We start from the raw sequence: 16,547 nt of genomic DNA, 5'->3' as shown, positions 1-16,547 counted from the left end.
GCATGTCCGACGCCTCCCCGCTGCGCGCGTGGATCGAGCATCTGCGGCACGCGCGCGGCCTCTCCGAGAACACGCTGCGCGCCTACTCGGGCGATCTCGCCTCCCTGCTCGACAGCCTCGGCCTCGACGCGGACGCCGCGCCCGAAGCCCTCGCCCGGGCGATGACGACCCGCAGGATCCGCCTGTGGCTCGGCGAGCAGGCGGAGTCCGGGGCCTCCCGCTCGACCCTCCCGCGGCGCACCGCGGCCGTCCGAGGCTTCGCCGGGTGGGCGCACGAGCGCGGGCTCCTGCCGACCGATCCGTCGCTCGCCCTCGTCACCGCCCGGCCCGACCAGCGCCTCCCGCAGGTCCTCACGCGCACCGACGCCGAGCGGCTCATGGAGGACGCCCGGACGAGGGCCGGGGAGGGCGGGCCCGTGGGACTGCGCGACTGGGCGATCCTCGAGACGATCTACGCCTCCGGCATGCGCGTCGCCGAGCTCTGCGGCCTCGACCTCCGATCGATCGACGACGCTTCCGGCACCGCCCGTGTCCTCGGCAAGGGGAACAAGGAGCGCGTCGTCCCCCTCACCCCGCTCGCGCTCGAGGCGATCGGCAGGTGGCGGAGCGAGGGGCGCCCCGCCCTCGCCGTCCCCGAGTCGGGCTCGGCGCTCTTCCTCGGCGCTCAGGGACGGCGCGTCGACCAGCGGATCGTTCGCGCGATGATCCACCGGGAGGCCGCGCGCGCCGGCGTCCCCGATCTCGCCCCCCACGCGCTGCGCCACACGGCGGCGACCCACCTCCTTCAGGGCGGCGCGGATCTGCGCAGCGTCCAGGAGATCCTCGGGCACTCCTCGCTCACGACGACGCAGCGCTACACGCACGTCGACGCCGACCGCCTCTCCGCCGTCTACCGGCAGGCGCATCCGCGCGCGTAACTCCGTCGGGATCGACGAGGCCGGGGGCGGAGCGCCGCTCAGGGGGGCGCATCCGTCGCCGCTGCCCTGCTCAGCCGTCCCAGGGCTTGAGGACGACCTCGGGCACGAGGAGGCGCAGGGGATCGACGTAGACGTCGGCTCCGACCTTCGCGCCCCAATGGAGGGCGCCGGGGGAGTGGCCCGGGGCGACGACCGCGACGGCCTGGCCGCGCGCGACCTCCTCGCCGACCGCGACGAGGGGGATGACCGGTTCGAAGGTCGACCGGATCCGTCCGTGGGCGATCGCGACGACGCCCCGTCCCGCGAGCTCGCCCGCGACGCTCACGCGCCCGTCGGCGGGCGCGCGGACGACGCGGCCGACCGGGAGATCGAGATCGACGCCTCGATGTCCGGGGAGCCATGGCCGCGCCGGCGGATCGAAGGCGCGGACGACGCGAACCGGCGATTCGGCGGGCCACGACCAGGGGGCGGCCCCGGCCTCGTCGGCGACGGCCGTGCCGGGAGCGAGGAGGAGGACGAGCGTGAGGAGGAACGCGGGAACGAGCCCGGTACGGCGGCGGACGCGGGACGGTTCGGGAGGGCGCATGACGACAGGGTGGAGGTTCGCGCGACCGCGCGCCGTCCGGGGCGCCGCGAACTGTGGACGCCGCGAACGCCGCGGGGCGGATGTGGACGGGCGCCGCGCTTGACGAGGGTCACAGGCCCGGGGTCCGGGGGCGAGTTTCCCATGGTCTAGACTGGTTCCGCACCTGCGTGCAGGTGACTTCGCGCGCCGTTTTCCGCGAGGCGGCCTTCAGCCGCGCGGCGGGGTCGGGCGACCCGGTCCTCCTCGGAGGCGGTCCCCACCACGACGCCAGGGCCCGGACGGACGGTCCGTCACGGGCGTTAACCGAAACAAGGGGGCGAGAGCCCCCGCCGATCCCGCATCCCGCGGGGGAAGGACGATTCCATGGCAGTCGTCACCATGCGTCAGCTTCTCGAGTCCGGCGTCCACTTCGGACACCAGACCCGCCGGTGGAACCCGAAGATGAAGCGCTTTATCCTCACCGAGCGCAACGGCATCTACATCATCGATCTCCAGCAGACGATCGCGGACATCGACATCGCGTACGACTTCGTCAAGCAGACGGTCGCCCACGGCGGCACGATCCTCTTCGTCGGCACGAAGAAGCAGGCCCAGGAGGCCGTCGCCGAGCAGGCGACCCGCGTCGGCATGCCCTACGTCAACCACCGCTGGCTCGGCGGCATGCTCACCAACTTCTCGACCGTCGCCAAGCGCCTCCAGCGCCTCAAGGAGCTCGAGCAGATCGACTTCGAGGACGTCGCCGCCTCCGGCCACACCAAGAAGGAACTCCTCATGATGAGCCGCGAGAAGGAGAAGCTCTCGCGCACCCTCGGCGGCATCCGCGACATGGCCAAGGTCCCCTCGGCCGTGTGGATCGTCGACCCGAAGAAGGAGCACCTCGCCGTCTCCGAGGCCCGCAAGCTCAACATCCCGATCGTCGCGATCCTCGACACCAACGCGGATCCGGACGAGGTCGACTACCGCATCCCGGGCAACGACGACGCGATTCGCGCCGTCGCGCTCCTCACCCGCGTCGTCGCCGACGCCGTGGCCGAGGGCCTCCTCGCCCGCTCCGAGACCCGCAAGTCCGCCGACTCGGCCGAGACCGTCGCCGAGCCCCTCGCCGAGTGGGAGCGGGAGCTCCTCGAGGGCGAGACCGCCGCCGAGACGACCGAGGCCCCCGCCGAGACGACCGAGGCCCCCGCCGAGGCCGCCGGCGAGCAGGCCTGATCCCGCACCCGCTTCCCGAAAGGACATTCCCATGGCGAATTTCACCGCTGCCGACGTCAAGGCGCTGCGCGAGCAGACCGGCGCCGGAATGATGGATGTGAAGAAGGCCCTCACCGAGGCCGACGGCGACGCCGAGAAGGCGCTCGAGATCATCCGCCTCAAGGGCCTCAAGTCCCTCTCGAAGCGCGAGGGCCGTCAGGCCTCCGCGGGCCTCCTCGCCGCCCAGGTGAACGAGGGCGTCGGCGTCCTCGTCGAGGTGAACTCCGAGACCGACTTCGTCGCGAAGAACCAGAAGTTCATCGACTTCGCGAACGAGGTCCTCGCGGCGGCCGTCGCGTCCGGCGCCTCCGACCTCGAGTCCCTCCTCGCCGCCCCGATGGGCGACGAGACCGTCCAGGACAAGCTCAACGGCATGGCCGCGGTCATCGGCGAGAAGCTCGAGATCCGTCGCGTCATCCGCGTCGAGGGCGAGAACGTCGACCTCTACCTCCACCAGACGAGCCCGGACCTGCCCCCGCAGGTCGGCGTCTTCGTCGTCACCGATGCCGCGGCGGCCCCCGTCGCCCACGACATCGCGATGCACGTCGCCGCCTACATGCCCGCGTACCTCGATCGCGAGCACGTCCCGGCCGACGTCCTCGAGAAGGAGCGCGAGACCCTCGTGAAGATCACCCTCGAAGAGGGCAAGCCGGAGAAGATCGTCGACAAGATCGTCACCGGCCGCCTCGAGGCGTACTTCAAGGACAACTGCCTCGTCGATCAGGCCTTCGCCCGCGACCCCTCGAAGTCGGTCGGCAAGGTCCTCGCCGAGGTCGGCGGCGCGGTCACGGACTTCGTCCGCGTCCACGTCGGAGCCTGACCCGTTCCGAATGGCCCCGCCCCCAGGGCGGGGCCATTCGGATATCTTCACCGGAAAACCCTCGACATCCCACCTACTTCAAGGAGCGCATCATGGCGAAGCCCCGCAGGGTCCTTCTCAAGCTGTCCGGTGAGGCGTTCGGCGGCGGAGCCGTCGGCCTCGATCCGGTCGTCGTCCGCGATATCGCCGCCCAGATCGCCACCGCCGTCCGCAGGGGCGTCGAGGTCGCGGTCGTCGTCGGCGGCGGCAACTTCTTCCGCGGGGCCTCGCTCGCGCAGGCGGGCATGGACCGCGCCCGCGCCGACTACATGGGCATGCTCGGCACCGTGATGAACGCGCTCGCGCTCCAGGACTTCATCGAGCAGGCGGGCGTCCCCGCCCGCGTCCAGTCGGCGGTGACGATGACGCAGGTCGCCGAGCCCTACATCCCGCTGCGCGCGATCCGTCACATGGACAAGGGACGCGTCGTGATCTTCGGCGCCGGCGCCGGCATGCCCTACTTCTCGACCGACACCGTCTCCGCGCAGCGCGCCCTCGAGACGCACTGCGACGAGCTCCTCGTCGCGAAGAACGGCGTCGACGGCGTCTACGACGACGATCCGCGGAAGAACCCGGACGCGAAGAAGCTCGACTTCGTCACCTACTCCGACGCTCTTGCGCGCGAGCTCAAGGTCGTCGACGCGACGGCCCTCGCCCTCTGCCGCGACAACGGCCTGAAGACCCGGATCTTCGGAATGTCCGAGGCCGGGAACGTCACCGCGGCCCTCCTCGGCGAGGGAATCGGTACTCTTGTCACTGCCGAAGACTGAACACCAAGGAGCCACCAGTGATCGATGACATTCTCCTCGAGGCCGAGGACAAGATGGACCGCGCCGTCGAGGCCGCGTCCGGCGAGTTCGGGAACATCCGGACGGGCCGCGCGAACTCCGGCATGTTCGACAAGCTCCTCGTCGACTACTACGGGGCGCCGACGCCCATGCAGCAGCTCGCCTCCTTCCAGATCCCCGAGGCCCGTACGGTCCTCATCTCTCCCTTCGACCGGACCGCGACGCAGGAGATCCTCAAGACCCTCCGCGAGTCGGATCTCGGCGTCAACCCGACCGACGACGGCAACGTCATCCGCGTCGTCCTGCCCGCCCTCACAGAGGAGCGTCGCCGCGAGTACGTCAAGCTCGCGAAGACCAAGGCCGAGGACGCCCGCGTCGCCGTGCGCAACATCCGCCGCAAGGCGAAGGAGTCGCTCGACAAGATGAAGAAGGAGGGCGAGGCCGGAGAGGACGAGGTCGATCGCGCCGAGAAGTCCCTCGAGTCCCTCACGAAGTCGCACGTCGACCACATCGACAAGCTCCTCGCGACGAAGGAAAGCGAACTCCTCACGCTGTGACGCCCATGGATTCCCCCTCACCGCTCGGTCGGATCCTCCACCCGGGTCCGACCCGGCAGGGGAAGCCCCTCAAGGCGTCCGGCCGGGCGGGCCGCAACCTGCCCGCGGCCGTGGCGACGGGCGTCGTGCTCGTCGCCGCGGTCGGTCTTCCGCTCTTCTACGCGCAGCCGCTCTTCGTCGTCGTCGTCGGGCTGCTCGCCCTCGGCGCGCTCTGGGAGCTCGGCGGCGCCTTCGCGCGTCTCGGGGCGTCCCTCACGTTGGCGCCGCTCTACGTCGGCGCGGTCGGCATGCTCACCTGCGCGTGGACGCTCGGGCCGGAGGCCCTCCTCTTCGCCCTCTACGCGACCCTTTTCGCGTGCGTCGCGTGGAGGATCCTCGACCCCGAGCCGAAGGGCCGGATCGTCGACGTCGTCTCCTCCGTCTTCGCGGCGGTGTACGTCCCCTTCCTCGCGTCCTTCGTCGTCCTCATGGTGAAGGACTTCCGGAGTCCGTGGGTGGTCCTCCTCTTCATCGCGCTCGTCGTTGCGAACGACACGGGCGGATGGGCCGCCGGCGTCCTCTTCGGGAAGCACCCGATGGCCCCGCGCCTCTCCCCGAAGAAGTCATGGGAGGGGTTCGCCGGGTCGGTCGTCGCGGCGGTGCTCGTCGGCACCCTCGCCTTCCCGGTGCTCGGATCGCGCTGGTGGTGGGGCGCGCTCGCCGGCCTCGGCGCGTGCGTCGTCGGGACGCTCGGCGATCTCACCGAGTCGCTCATCAAGCGCGAGGTCGGCCTCAAGGACATGTCCGAGATCCTTCCGGGCCACGGCGGCCTCCTCGATCGCCTCGACGCGCTCCTCATGGTGGCCCCGCTCATGCACCTCATCTTCACGTGGACGCTGGGAGGCCCGCGATGACCCTCGAACACGTCGCGCGCCGCGAGGTCCGCCCGACCGACCAGGCGCCCGAGGGCGCGACGAGCCCCGACGCGAAGCCGGTCCTCTCGTTCGCCCCGCACCGGAGGGGGAAGGCCCCCGCGCACCTCGCCGACCTCGATCTCGCGGGGCGCAAGGAGTTTCTCAAGGACCTCGGCTTGCCGGCCTTCCGCGCCGATCAGCTCTCGCGCCACTACTTCGACCGTTTCACCGCCGACCCGGAGAAGATGACGGACCTACCCGCCTCGATGCGCGAGGCGGTGCGCACGGCGCTCCTTCCCGAGCTCGTCACCGAGGTCGTCGTCCAGCGCGCCGATCAGGGCCTCACCCTCAAGCACCTGTGGCGCCTCTTCGACGGCGCGAGCGTCGAATCCGTCCTCATGCGCTACCCCGAACGGACGACGCTGTGCGTCTCCTCGCAGGCGGGCTGCGGCATGGCGTGCCCTTTCTGCGCGACCGGTCAGATGGGCCTCACGCGCAACCTCTCGACGGCCGAGATCATCGATCAGGTCCGCCAGGCCCAGGCCGCGTGCCGCGACGGCGCTCTCGAGGGCGGCCCGACCCGCTTGAGCAATGTCGTCTTCATGGGCATGGGGGAGCCCCTCGCGAATTACCGCGCGGTCGTCGGGGCCCTTCACCGCCTTATCGATCCCTCCCCGGAGGGCTTCGGCATGTCGGCGCGCAACGTGACGGTCTCGACCGTCGGCCTCGTCCCCGCGATCGACAAGCTCGCGGGGGAGGGACTGCCCGTCACCCTCGCGGTGTCGCTCCACGCGCCCGACGACGATCTGCGCGACGACCTCATCCCCATCAACTCGCGGTGGAAGGTCGGCGAGCTCCTCGACGCCGCGCGCCGGTACTTCGTCGCGACCGGGCGGCGTGTCTCCATCGAGTACGCGCTCATCAAGGACATGAACGACCAGGTGCGCCGAGCGAAGCTCCTCGCCGACGAGCTCAACGCCCGCGGGCGCGGGTGGGCGCACGTCAACCCGATCCCGCTCAACCCGACACCGGGTACGATCTGGACGGCCTCGACACGGCGCGCGCAGGACGCCTTCGTGAAGACCCTGCGCGACAATGGGATATCGACATCGATCCGCGACACCCGCGGCTCCGACATCGACGGCGCGTGCGGACAGCTCGCGACGGCGGTGCGGGACGCGAACGCGAAGCGGAATCGGCACCTCGAACGAACGGAGCAGGAGACTCGATGAGCGACGCTTTCCCCAGGGTGAGCTTCTGGCGGCACGGCTACGCGCCCGAGCGCGTGGACACCTTCTTCGACGACGCCCGGCGGGCGTACGAGGGCGGGGTTCCCGCCGAGCAGTTCTCCGCCCAGCAGGTCCGTCAGGCGACCTTCCCGCTCAAGCGCGCCGGGTACCGGATCGATGCGGTCGACGCGGCGATGAATCGTCTCGAGGCGGCCTTCGTCCAGCGCGACCGCGCGGATCACGTCGCCGTCAACGGCGAGTCCGCCTGGCTCGAGAAGGTCGCGGATCGCGCGACGACCCTCTACGAGCGCCTTCTGCGCCCCCGCGGCGAGCGCTTCGCGCGGCCCGAGTCCGGCCGCGGCTACGACGCGGTCGCCGTCGACGACCTGCTCGATCGGCTCGCCGCCTACTTCGACGAGGGGCGGCCGCTCCGCGTCGACGAGGTCCGTCTCGCCGTCTTCCAGCCCGCCCGCGGGAAGAAGGCGTACGCCGAGGGCCCGGTCGACGCCTATCTCGGCCGCGCCGTCGAGATCCTCCTCGCCGTCGAGTGAGCCCGATCGCATGAGCGCGCTCGTCCCCGTCGTCGTCCTCGGCTCCACCGGATCGATCGGCACGCAGGCCCTCGATGTCGTGCGCCGGAACCCCGGCCGGTTCCGCATCGCGGCGCTCGCCGCCGGAGGCGCGCACCTCGATCTGCTCGCGGCCCAGGTCGTCGAATTCGCCGTTCCGATCGTCGCCCTCGCCTCGCATCACGGCTCCGACCTCGTGAGCGCGATCCGCGCCCTCGACCCCGGGACTGCCCTACCGGAGATCCTCGAGGGCCCGGACGCCGCGACGCGGGTCGCGGCGGTCGCGCCGAACGGGGTCGTCCTCAACGGCATCACCGGGGGAGTGGGTCTCCATCCGACGCTCGCCGCATTGGAATCGGGCGCGACCCTCGCCCTCGCGAACAAGGAGTCGCTCGTCGTCGGCGGGCACCTCGTCCGCAAGGCGGCCCTTCGCCCGGGTCAGATCGTTCCCGTCGACTCCGAGCACTCCGCGATCGCCCAGGCCCTCGCCTCCGGCGTCCACGAGATGGGCCTCACCTCGCCGGTCGTCACCGGTCGGACGGAGGTCGCCGACCTCGTCCTCACGGCTTCCGGCGGCCCGTTCCGCGGCAGGACGCGCGCTCAGCTCGCCGACGTCGCGCCCGCTCAGGCCCTCGCCCACCCGACGTGGAATATGGGGCCGGTCGTGACGATCAACTCCTCGACCCTCGTCAACAAGGGCCTCGAGCTCATCGAGGCGCACCTGCTCTTCGACGTCGCGCCCGAGCACGTGCTGACGACCGTCCACCCGCAGTCGATCGTCCATTCGATGGTGACGTGGATCGACGGGGCGACGACCCTCCAGGCCTCGCCCCCGGACATGCGGCTGCCGATCGCCCTCGGCCTCTCGTGGCCGGAGCGCCTCCCGCACGTCGAGAAGCCCCTCACGTGGGCGGACGCCCAGTCGTGGACCTTCGAGCCGATCGACGACGCGACCTTCCCCGCCGTCAACCTCGCGCGCGAGGCCGTCGCCGCCTCGGCGACCCACCCGGCCGTCTTCAACGCCGCGAACGAGGTCCTCGTCGACGCCTTCGTCGGAGGCGCCCTGTCCTGGCTCGGAATCGTCGACACCCTCCGCGACGTCGTCGGCGCCCATGAGGGGATCGCGGACCCGACGCTCGAGGACATCGAGGGCGTTCAGCAATGGGCGCGCGCCCGCGCGCAGGAGGCGGTCGATCGGGCGAGCCGCCGGTGACCTCGCTCCTCGGCATCCTCGCGATCGTCGTCGGCCTCGTCGTCTCGGTCGGCCTCCACGAGCTCGGACACCTCGTCCCCGCGAAGCGCTTCGGCGCCCTCGTCCCCGAATACGCGATCGGCTTCGGACCGGCCCTCAGGAAATGGCGCGCGGGAGCGACCGAGGTCGTTCTGCGCGCCCTCCCGCTCGGCGGCTACGTCCGCATCCTCGGGATGTTCGCCCCCGGCGCTCCGAACCGTCGTCGACTGACGAGGACGGGGCGGCCGACCCTGGCGGAGGAAGCGAGGATCGCGAGCGCCGAGGAGATCCCCTCGGGCCTCGAGGACCACGCGTTCTACCGGCTCGCGTGGTGGCGCAAGGCGATCGTCATGGCGGGCGGCCCCGCGGTCAACCTCGTCCTCGCACTCGTGCTCCTCGTCGTCGCGATGGCCGGGATCGGTTCGCCGACGGCGACGCTGGAGCTCGCCTCGGTCTCCCCGACGCTCGAGACCTCCTCCGGAGGCGCGCAATCGCCGGCCGCCGCGGCGGGTCTCGAGGCGGGCGACCTCATCGTGTCGGTCGATGGCGCCCCGATCACTCAGTGGTCCGAACTCCAGGCGGCGGTCGCCGCGTCGAGCGGCGGGGTCGAGATCGGATACTCGCGCGGCGGCGCGGTGCGGACGACCCGGGTGACGCCGGTCGAGGGCGCGGACGGGGCGCGCCTCATCGGCGTCGCCGCCGCAGTCGAGTACCGGCCCGCCTCGGCCTCGCAGATCCTCTCGGCCTACGGCGCGATCGCCGCGGGAACGGGGGCGGCGCTCGTCCGGTTCCCGATGGGACTGTGGGACGTCGCCGTGTCGCTCGTCACCGGCGCGCCGCGCGACGGCAACGGCCTCGTCTCGATCGTCGGCGTCGGCCGGATCGCCGGCGAGGTGACGGGCGACTCGGCGGCGCTCGGCATCTCCGACGCGCGCCAGACCATCGCCGTGCTCCTCTCGCTCCTCGCCTCGCTCAACATGGCGCTCGGGCTGTTCAACCTCATCCCGCTCCCGCCGCTCGACGGCGGGCACATCGCCGGCGCGCTCGTGGAGGGCGCGCGCTCTGGAATCGCCCGCCTGCGCGGGCGCCCCGATCCCGGTCCCGTCGACACGGCGAGGCTCATGCCGCTCACGTGGACGGTCGGCGCGCTCCTCGTCGCGATGACGCTGCTCCTCGTCGTCGCCGACCTCGTGAGGCCCATCGCGCTCCGGTAGTCCGCGCACCCCCCGAATGCCGAGGGCCTCGACCGCGCGGTCGGGGCCCTCGGTGTCGACGGGGTCACCACCTCGAGTGGACGTGCTCCCGGATGCGGTCGTCGTAGAGCGCCTCGAGGGCGTTCTCGAGCGCGTCGGACAGGTGGGGGAGGTCGGCCGCGGCGGCGTTCGCGCGGGCCTGGGCCACGTCCCGCGCCCCGGGGATCACCGTCGTCACGCCCGGCCGGTCGACGATCCACTTGAGGGCGATCTGCGCGGGGGTGGCGCCAGCGGGGCCGAGGTCGGCGCACAGGCCCGTGAACTCGGCGGCCGCGTCGACGCCGACCTCGAAGGGGACGCCGGAGAAGGTCTCGCCGACGTCGAAGGCCGAGCCGTCGCGGTTGTACGTGCGGTGATCGCCGGGGGCGAAGGTCGTCTCGCGGGTGTAGCGGCCCGAGAGGAGGCCGGAGGCGAGGGGGACGCGCGCGATGATCCCGACGCCCTGCTCGGCGGCGCGGGGGAGCACCTCTTCGAGGGGCTTGCGGCGGAAGACGTTGAGGATGATCTGGATGGTCTGCGCGCCGTGGTCCATCGCGATGAGCGCCTGCTCGCAGGTCTCGACCGATGCGCCGAAGGCGCGGATCCGTCCCTCGTCGCGCATGCGGCGCAGCTCGTCCCAGGTCGCGGGATCGGCGAGGACCTCGGTCGGCGGGCAGTGGAGCTGGACGAGGTCGAGCGCCTCGACCCGCAGGAGGGAGCGCGACCGGTCGTTCCACGCGCGCATCGCCTCGGGCGTGTAGTTCTCGGCGAGCTGGGGCACGCGCCGCCCCATCTTCGTCGCGACGAAGGGGCGCTCGCCCTCGAGCGTCTCGAGGTGGGCGCCGATGATGCCCTCGGAGCGCCCGTCGCCGTAGACGTCCGCCGTGTCGATGAGGGTGACGCCCGCGTCGAGCGAGGCGTCGAGGAGGGCCGCGGCCGATTCCTCGGTGACGTCTCCCCAGTCGGTGCCGAGCTGCCAGGTGCCGATGCCGATGACCGAGGCGCTCCGCCCCGTCGATCCGAGTGCGCGCGATTCCATGTCTCTCCTTCGAGTTCGCGGTGCCGTCGCCCCAGTTTACGTGCGCGCTCACTTCATGGTCTCCGGGCGCGTGTGAGGCAATAGGCGCGCCGGGCGCCGCGCCCGTGCGGTCGGCGGAAGCCGTCTGGGCGATAATGTCCGGGTGACTGAGATTTCTTTGGGCATGCCCGCAGTGAAGACCTCGCCGTTCCCGCGCAAGGAGACCCGCCAGATCATGGTGGGCACGGTCCCGGTCGGCGGCGGGGCGCCCGTCTCCGTCCAGTCGATGACGACGACGAAGACCCACGACATCGGCGCGACCCTCCAGCAGATCGCGGAGCTCACCGCCGCCGGCTGCGACATCGTCCGCGTCGCCTGCCCGACGGACAAGGACGCCGAGGCGCTCCCGATCATCGCGAAGCAGTCGCAGATCCCCGTCATCGCCGACATCCATTTCAACCCGAAGTACGTCTTCGCGGCGATCGACGCCGGCTGCGGCGCCGTTCGCGTCAACCCCGGGAACATCCGGAAGTTCGACGACCAGGTGAAGGAGATCTGCAAGGCCGCCTCCGACGCCGGCGTGTCGCTGCGCATCGGCGTCAACGCGGGCTCGCTCGATCCTCGCCTCCTCAAGAAGTACGGCCGCGCCACCCCCGAGGCGCTCGTCGAGTCGGCCGTCTGGGAGGCCTCCCTCTTCGAGGAGAACGACTTCCACGACTTCAAGATCTCCGTCAAGCACCACGACGTGCTCACGATGATCGAGGCCTACCGCCAGCTCTCCGAGCGGGGCGACTGGCCGCTCCACCTCGGCGTCACCGAGGCGGGCCCCGCCTTCCAGGGAACCATCAAGTCCGTCTCCGCGTTCTCGATCCTCCTCGCCGAGGGCATCGGCGACACGATCCGCGTCTCCCTCTCCGCCCCGCCGGTGGAGGAGGTCAAGGTCGGGACGAAGCTCCTCGAGTACATGGGCCTGCGCGAGCGGACCCTCGATATCGTCTCCTGCCCGTCCTGCGGTCGCGCCCAGGTCGACGTGTGGACGCTCGCCGAGGAGGTGACCGAGGGGCTCAAGGACCTCACGGTCCCGCTGCGCGTCGCCGTCATGGGCTGCGTCGTCAACGGCCCGGGCGAGGCGCGCGAGGCCGACCTCGGCGTCGCCTCCGGCAACGGCAAGGGGCAGATCTTCATCCGCGGCGAGGTGGTCGAGACCGTCCCCGAGGATCGGATCGTCGAGACCCTCGTCCGCCGTGCCACCCTCCTCGCCGAGGAGATGGGCCTCGAGGAGGGGGAGGGCTCGGTCGAGGTCCTCCCCGTCGGACGCTGAGGGGGAGCGCGATGAAGGCTGTGCGCACCCTCGCGCTCGTCGGCGCCGGCCTCGGAGCCGCCGCCCTCGCCACCGGCTTCCCCAAGCGGATCGGCCTCACGGCCTCCGAGGCCGCGGTGTCGCTGCCGGGCGACCTCCTCCTCCCGACCGCCTCCGTCGTCGTCGACCGCGGCATCCGGATCGACGCGCCCGCCCACGCGGTGTGGTCGGTCCTCGAGGCGGCTTTCGAGGACGAGGACGAGTCCCGGCTCGTCGCGGCGGAGGCGGACGAGTGCCTCATCCTCCGGGTGCCCGCGCCCGGACTCGACGACGAGGAGCCGACCGGCACCTGCGTCCTCGCCCTGCTTCCGCTGCCCAACGGACGGACCCTCCTCCACCTGCGCGAGCGGCACGTTTCGCGCGAGGATGCGCCCGATGCCGTCCTCTACGCGATCCTCGCCGCCGAGTCGTTCTCGACGATGCGGATGCTCCTCGACATCCGGGCGGCCGTCTCCCGAGCCTGAAGGCGGCTCGCAGGTCCTCCGTCCGGCCCCCGACCCGCCTGAGCGGGCCCGAGGGCCGGACGCGTACACTGGCCGGGTCGCGAGGGAGCGAAGACGTCCCTCGCATCGTCCGAAGGAGGACCGCGGTGGGGCAGTGGGGCGGAGTCGTGATGCTCGTCGTCACGGGGCTCGCGATCCTCCTCGCGTGGACATGGCTGTGGGCCGGGCCGACCAGAAGGACCCGGACGATCGCCCTCGAGCGCCTCTACCCGTGGGCGCCGACGGCCGTGCTTCCGAGGGCCCAGGCGATCATCTGGCCCGCGTTCCCGATCGTCGGCGCCGCGTGGATCGCCGCGGGCGCGCTGTCGGCCAGAATCGTTCTCGGACGCGATCCCATCCTCGAATCGAGCCTCGTCGCCGCCCTCTTCGGCCTCGTCCTCGTCCTCGGCGTGTGGGTCGCCCTCGGCAACGAGCTCCCGCGGTGGGCCTACCCCGGGTGGCGGGCGATCCGCTTCTACCGTCGCCGCCCGGAGCGCGCCGAGGCCGAACTCGCGGGATGGGCCGCCCGCCGCTTCGCGCGAGTCCGCGTCGCCTGAGGCGCCGGCCGGAGTCGCCGCCCGATCCGGGCGTGCACTACTCTGGAGCGGTGCTGAGAACTCTGTCTACCTTCTTCCTGCGCACCCTGCGCGAGGACCCGGCCGACGCCGAGGTCGATTCCCACAAGCTCCTCGTCCGCGCGGGCTACATCCGCCGGACCGCCCCCGGCATCTACACGTGGCTGCCGCTCGGGCTCGCGACCCTCAACAAGATCGAGGGGATCATCCGCGAGGAGATGAACGCGATCGGCTCCCAGGAGGTCCACTTCGCGGCCCTCCAGCCCGCCGACCCGTACAAGGCGACGAAGCGCTGGGACGAGTACGGCCCGACGCTCTTCCGCCTCAAGGACCGCAAGGACGCCGACTACCTCCTCGCCCCGACGCACGAGGAGATGTTCACGCTCCTCGTCAAGGACATGTACTCCTCGTACAAGGATCTCCCGCTCTCGCTCTACCAGATCCAGACGAAGTACCGCGACGAGGCCCGCCCGCGCGCCGGCATCATCCGCGGTCGCCAGTTCATCATGAAGGACTCGTACTCCTTCGACGTCGACGACGCGGGTCTCGAGGCCTCGTACATGGCCCACCGCGGCGCCTACCAGAGGATCTTCACCCGGCTCGGACTCGACTTCGTCCCCGTCAACGCGATGGCGGGCGCGATGGGCGGCAGCCACTCCGAGGAGTTCCTCCACCCGAGCGCGATCGGCGAGGACACCTTCGTCCGCTCCGAGGGCGGCTACGCGGCGAACGCCGAGGCCGTGACGACGCCGGCGCCCGAGCCGGTCGACGCCTCGAACGAGCCCGCCGCCCTCGTCGTCGACACCCCGGACTGCCCGACGATCGAGACGCTCGTCGACCTCCTCAACGACCGCTACCCGCGCGACGATCGCGCGTGGACGGCCGCCGACACTCTGAAGAACGTCGTCGTCGTCCTCACGCGCCCCGACGAGTCCGAGGAGCTCCTCGTCGTCGGCGTGCCCGGCGATCGCGAGGTCGACATGAAGCGCCTCGAGGCCTCCGTGTCGCCCGCCGAGGTCCGCATGGCCGCCGACGAGGACTTCGAGGGGCATCCCGAACTCGTCTGCGGCTACATCGGCCCCGCCGTCATCGGTCCGAACTCGCCGGCCCGCGTCATCGACGAGGACGGGGCGCCGACCGGTTCGGTCCGCTACCTCCTCGACCCGCGCGTCGTCGACGGGACGAGCTGGGTGACCGGCGCGAACGCCGACAAGCAGCACGTCCTCCACCTCGTCAAGGGACGCGACTTCGAGGCCGACGGCACGATCGAGGCCGCCGAGATCCGCGAGGGCGATCCCGCTCCCGACGGGTCGGGTCCGCTCCGCCTCGAGCGCGGCATCGAGCTCGGCCACATCTTCGCCCTCGGCCGCAAGTACACCGAGGCGCTCGGGCTGACGGTCCTGGACGAGAACGGGAAGACCCGCGTCGTCACGATGGGCTCCTACGGCATCGGCGTCTCGCGCGTCATGGCGGCGCTCGCCGAGGCGAACCACGACGAGGCCGGCCTCGCCTGGCCCGCGTCCGTCGCCCCCTTCGACGTCCACGTCCTCGCGACCGGCAAGGACGACGCCGTCTTCGAGAAGGCGTCCGAGCTCGCTGCGGCCCTCGACGCCGCCGGCCTCGACGTCCTCTTCGACGATCGCCGCAAGGTGAGCGCCGGCGTGAAGTTCAAGGACTTCGAGCTCGTCGGCGTGCCGCTCGGACTCGTCGTGGGCCGCGGCCTCGCCGACGGGCTCGTCGAGGTGCGCGAGCGCGCGACCGGCGAGCGCGTCGAGCTCCCCGTCGCGGAGGCGGTCGACGCCGTTCTCGCCGCTCGCGCCCGACTCCTCGGGGGGAACTGACATGGCGATTCGCGACATCCGCATCATCGGCGACCCGATCCTGCGCACCCCCTGCGATCCGATCACCTCGATCGACGCGAAGGTGAAGGCCCTCGTCGAGGACCTCCTCGAGACGGTCGACATGGACGGGCGCGCCGGACTCGCCGCGAATCAGATCGGCGTCGGCCTGCGGGCCTTCTCGTACAACATCGACGGGGAGATCGGCTACGTCCTCAACCCGCGCATCGTCGAGCTGTCGAAGGACGAGTACCAGGACGGCGAGGAGGGGTGCCTCTCGGTCCCCGAGCTCTGGTACCCGACCGAGCGCGCGTGGTACGCCCGCGTCGAGGGCATCGACCTCGACGGGAAGCCGGTGACGGTCGAGGGCGAGGAGCTCATGGCCCGCTGCCTGCAGCACGAGTGCGACCACCTCGACGGGATGATCTACATCGATCGACTCGACCGGAAGACCCGGAAGAAGGCGCTGCGCGATATCCGCAATTCGAATTTCTGAGCCTCACCGCTCCCGTCGGAGCTGATGAGCGGAACATCCGGCCCGCCGCGCGTCCCCGAGGGGAGGCGCGACGGGTTCGCTATAGTACGGAGTACACCGTTGTCGACTGACCGCGTGTTCGAGGGCGTAGGGGAAGACGATCCTCGAGAGCAACCGGAGGTCGAATTGAGAGGGACATACACCCGCGGTGTACTTTTCGTGCACTCGACGCCGCCCGCGCTGTGCCCGCACATCGAATGGGCCGTCGGCACCGCCCTCGGCCAGGAGGTCCACCTCCAGTGGACCGATCAGGACGCGGCGCCCGGCATGGTGCGCTGCGAGTTCTCCTGGGTCGGGCCGACCGACTCCGGCGCGCGCCTCGCGTCCGCGCTGCGCGGCTGGGAGCATCTCCGCTACGAGGTGACCGAGGAGGCCACCGCCCAGACCGACGGCGGCCGCTGGTCGCACACGCCCTCGCTCGGCATCTTCCACTCGCAGATGGACACCGTCGGCAACGTCGTCGTCCCCGAGGACCGGATCCGAGCGGCCCTCGAGCGCGCGACGACCCTCGAGGAGCTGCGCGAGGGCCTCGATCTCGCCCTCGGCCAGGCCTGGGACGACGAGCTCGAGCCCTTCCGCCACGCCGGCGCCGGTGCGCCGGTGCGCTGGCTGAACAACCGGGTCGGCTGA

At 71.4% G+C, this 16,547-nt stretch carries 18 protein-coding genes; 16 read left to right on the top strand and 2 right to left on the bottom strand.

The window, feature by feature from the left end; all coding sequences use genetic code 11:
- Window positions 1-2: 2 nt before the first annotated feature.
- Entirely contained in the window at window positions 3-917 is a 915-nt protein-coding gene (locus tag DY157_RS04705; protein WP_115727452.1) for a tyrosine recombinase XerC, read from the top strand.
- Between the two features lie 70 nt (window positions 918-987).
- Here the strand turns inward: DY157_RS04705 and DY157_RS04700 are convergent, their stop codons facing one another.
- Window positions 988-1,503, bottom strand: coding sequence for a M23 family metallopeptidase (locus tag DY157_RS04700; RefSeq protein ID WP_115727451.1), 516 nt, complete (start codon window positions 1,501-1,503; stop codon window positions 988-990).
- A 363-nt stretch (window positions 1,504-1,866) separates the two neighbouring features.
- Here DY157_RS04700 and rpsB point away from each other — a divergent pair, with 363 nt between their 5' ends.
- The 9 genes from rpsB to DY157_RS04655 all read left to right on the top strand — a co-directional run bounded on the left by rpsB (window position 1,867) and on the right by DY157_RS04655 (window position 10,091).
- The gene (gene rpsB / locus DY157_RS04695; protein ID WP_115727450.1) at window positions 1,867-2,712 is read left to right on the top strand and encodes a 30S ribosomal protein S2; all 846 of its coding nucleotides are present in this window, start codon (window positions 1,867-1,869) and stop codon (window positions 2,710-2,712) included.
- Window positions 2,713-2,743: 31 nt separating this feature from the next.
- Window positions 2,744-3,571, top strand: a complete 828-nt coding sequence (gene tsf, locus DY157_RS04690) for a translation elongation factor Ts (protein WP_115727449.1) — start codon at window positions 2,744-2,746, stop codon at window positions 3,569-3,571.
- 92 nt (window positions 3,572-3,663) lie between these two features.
- A complete protein-coding gene (pyrH, locus tag DY157_RS04685) occupies window positions 3,664-4,380 on the top strand; it encodes a UMP kinase (protein ID WP_115727448.1) in 717 nt (238 codons plus the stop codon).
- 17 nt (window positions 4,381-4,397) lie between these two features.
- The gene (gene frr, locus DY157_RS04680) at window positions 4,398-4,955 is read left to right on the top strand and encodes a ribosome recycling factor (RefSeq protein ID WP_115727447.1); all 558 of its coding nucleotides are present in this window, start codon (window positions 4,398-4,400) and stop codon (window positions 4,953-4,955) included.
- Window positions 4,956-4,960: 5 nt separating this feature from the next.
- On the top strand, window positions 4,961-5,848 hold the full coding sequence (locus tag DY157_RS04675; protein WP_115727446.1) for a phosphatidate cytidylyltransferase: 888 nt from the start codon (window positions 4,961-4,963) through the stop codon (window positions 5,846-5,848).
- On the top strand, window positions 5,845-7,080 hold the full coding sequence (gene rlmN, locus DY157_RS04670; protein WP_115727445.1) for a 23S rRNA (adenine(2503)-C(2))-methyltransferase RlmN: 1,236 nt from the start codon (window positions 5,845-5,847) through the stop codon (window positions 7,078-7,080). Before DY157_RS04675 ends, rlmN begins: the two co-directional genes overlap by 4 nt.
- Complete coding sequence (locus DY157_RS04665; protein WP_115727444.1) at window positions 7,077-7,628, top strand: DivIVA domain-containing protein; 552 nt, start codon at window positions 7,077-7,079, stop codon at window positions 7,626-7,628. The genes rlmN and DY157_RS04665 overlap by 4 nt, the downstream gene beginning before the upstream one ends.
- Window positions 7,629-7,638: 10 nt before the next feature.
- A complete protein-coding gene (gene dxr, locus DY157_RS04660) occupies window positions 7,639-8,859 on the top strand; it encodes a 1-deoxy-D-xylulose-5-phosphate reductoisomerase (RefSeq protein WP_115727443.1) in 1,221 nt (406 codons plus the stop codon).
- Window positions 8,856-10,091 carry a M50 family metallopeptidase gene (locus tag DY157_RS04655; protein WP_115727931.1) on the top strand — a complete coding sequence of 412 codons (1,236 nt, stop codon included), beginning with the start codon at window positions 8,856-8,858 and terminating at the stop codon, window positions 10,089-10,091. Before dxr ends, DY157_RS04655 begins: the two co-directional genes overlap by 4 nt.
- Window positions 10,092-10,155: 64 nt before the next feature.
- On the opposite strand, the gene DY157_RS04650 is transcribed toward DY157_RS04655, so the two are convergent.
- Window positions 10,156-11,148, bottom strand: coding sequence for an aldo/keto reductase (locus DY157_RS04650; RefSeq protein ID WP_115727442.1), 993 nt, complete (start codon window positions 11,146-11,148; stop codon window positions 10,156-10,158).
- A gap of 163 nt (window positions 11,149-11,311) precedes the next feature.
- Here DY157_RS04650 and ispG point away from each other — a divergent pair, with 163 nt between their 5' ends.
- From ispG to DY157_RS04620, 6 genes are all read left to right on the top strand, one after another.
- The gene (ispG, locus tag DY157_RS04645; protein ID WP_115727441.1) at window positions 11,312-12,448 is read left to right on the top strand and encodes a flavodoxin-dependent (E)-4-hydroxy-3-methylbut-2-enyl-diphosphate synthase; all 1,137 of its coding nucleotides are present in this window, start codon (window positions 11,312-11,314) and stop codon (window positions 12,446-12,448) included.
- 11 nt (window positions 12,449-12,459) lie between these two features.
- Window positions 12,460-12,951, top strand: a complete 492-nt coding sequence (locus DY157_RS04640) for a hypothetical protein (protein WP_115727440.1) — start codon at window positions 12,460-12,462, stop codon at window positions 12,949-12,951.
- A 125-nt stretch (window positions 12,952-13,076) separates the two neighbouring features.
- The gene (locus tag DY157_RS04635; RefSeq protein WP_115727439.1) at window positions 13,077-13,526 is read left to right on the top strand and encodes a hypothetical protein; all 450 of its coding nucleotides are present in this window, start codon (window positions 13,077-13,079) and stop codon (window positions 13,524-13,526) included.
- Window positions 13,527-13,576: 50 nt separating this feature from the next.
- Window positions 13,577-15,385, top strand: a complete 1,809-nt coding sequence (locus DY157_RS04630; protein ID WP_115727438.1) for a proline--tRNA ligase — start codon at window positions 13,577-13,579, stop codon at window positions 15,383-15,385.
- A 1-nt stretch (window position 15,386) separates the two neighbouring features.
- Entirely contained in the window at window positions 15,387-15,878 is a 492-nt protein-coding gene (def, locus tag DY157_RS04625) for a peptide deformylase (protein WP_115727437.1), read from the top strand.
- Between the two features lie 165 nt (window positions 15,879-16,043).
- Entirely contained in the window at window positions 16,044-16,547 is a 504-nt protein-coding gene (locus DY157_RS04620) for a DUF3145 domain-containing protein (RefSeq protein ID WP_115727436.1), read from the top strand.

The sequence above is a fragment of the Actinomyces culturomici genome, assembly GCF_900499005.1.
In the GTDB taxonomy this organism is placed as follows: Bacteria; Actinomycetota; Actinomycetes; order Actinomycetales; family Actinomycetaceae; genus Pauljensenia; species Pauljensenia culturomici.
This window is presented reverse-complemented; position numbering and strand designations above follow the sequence as displayed.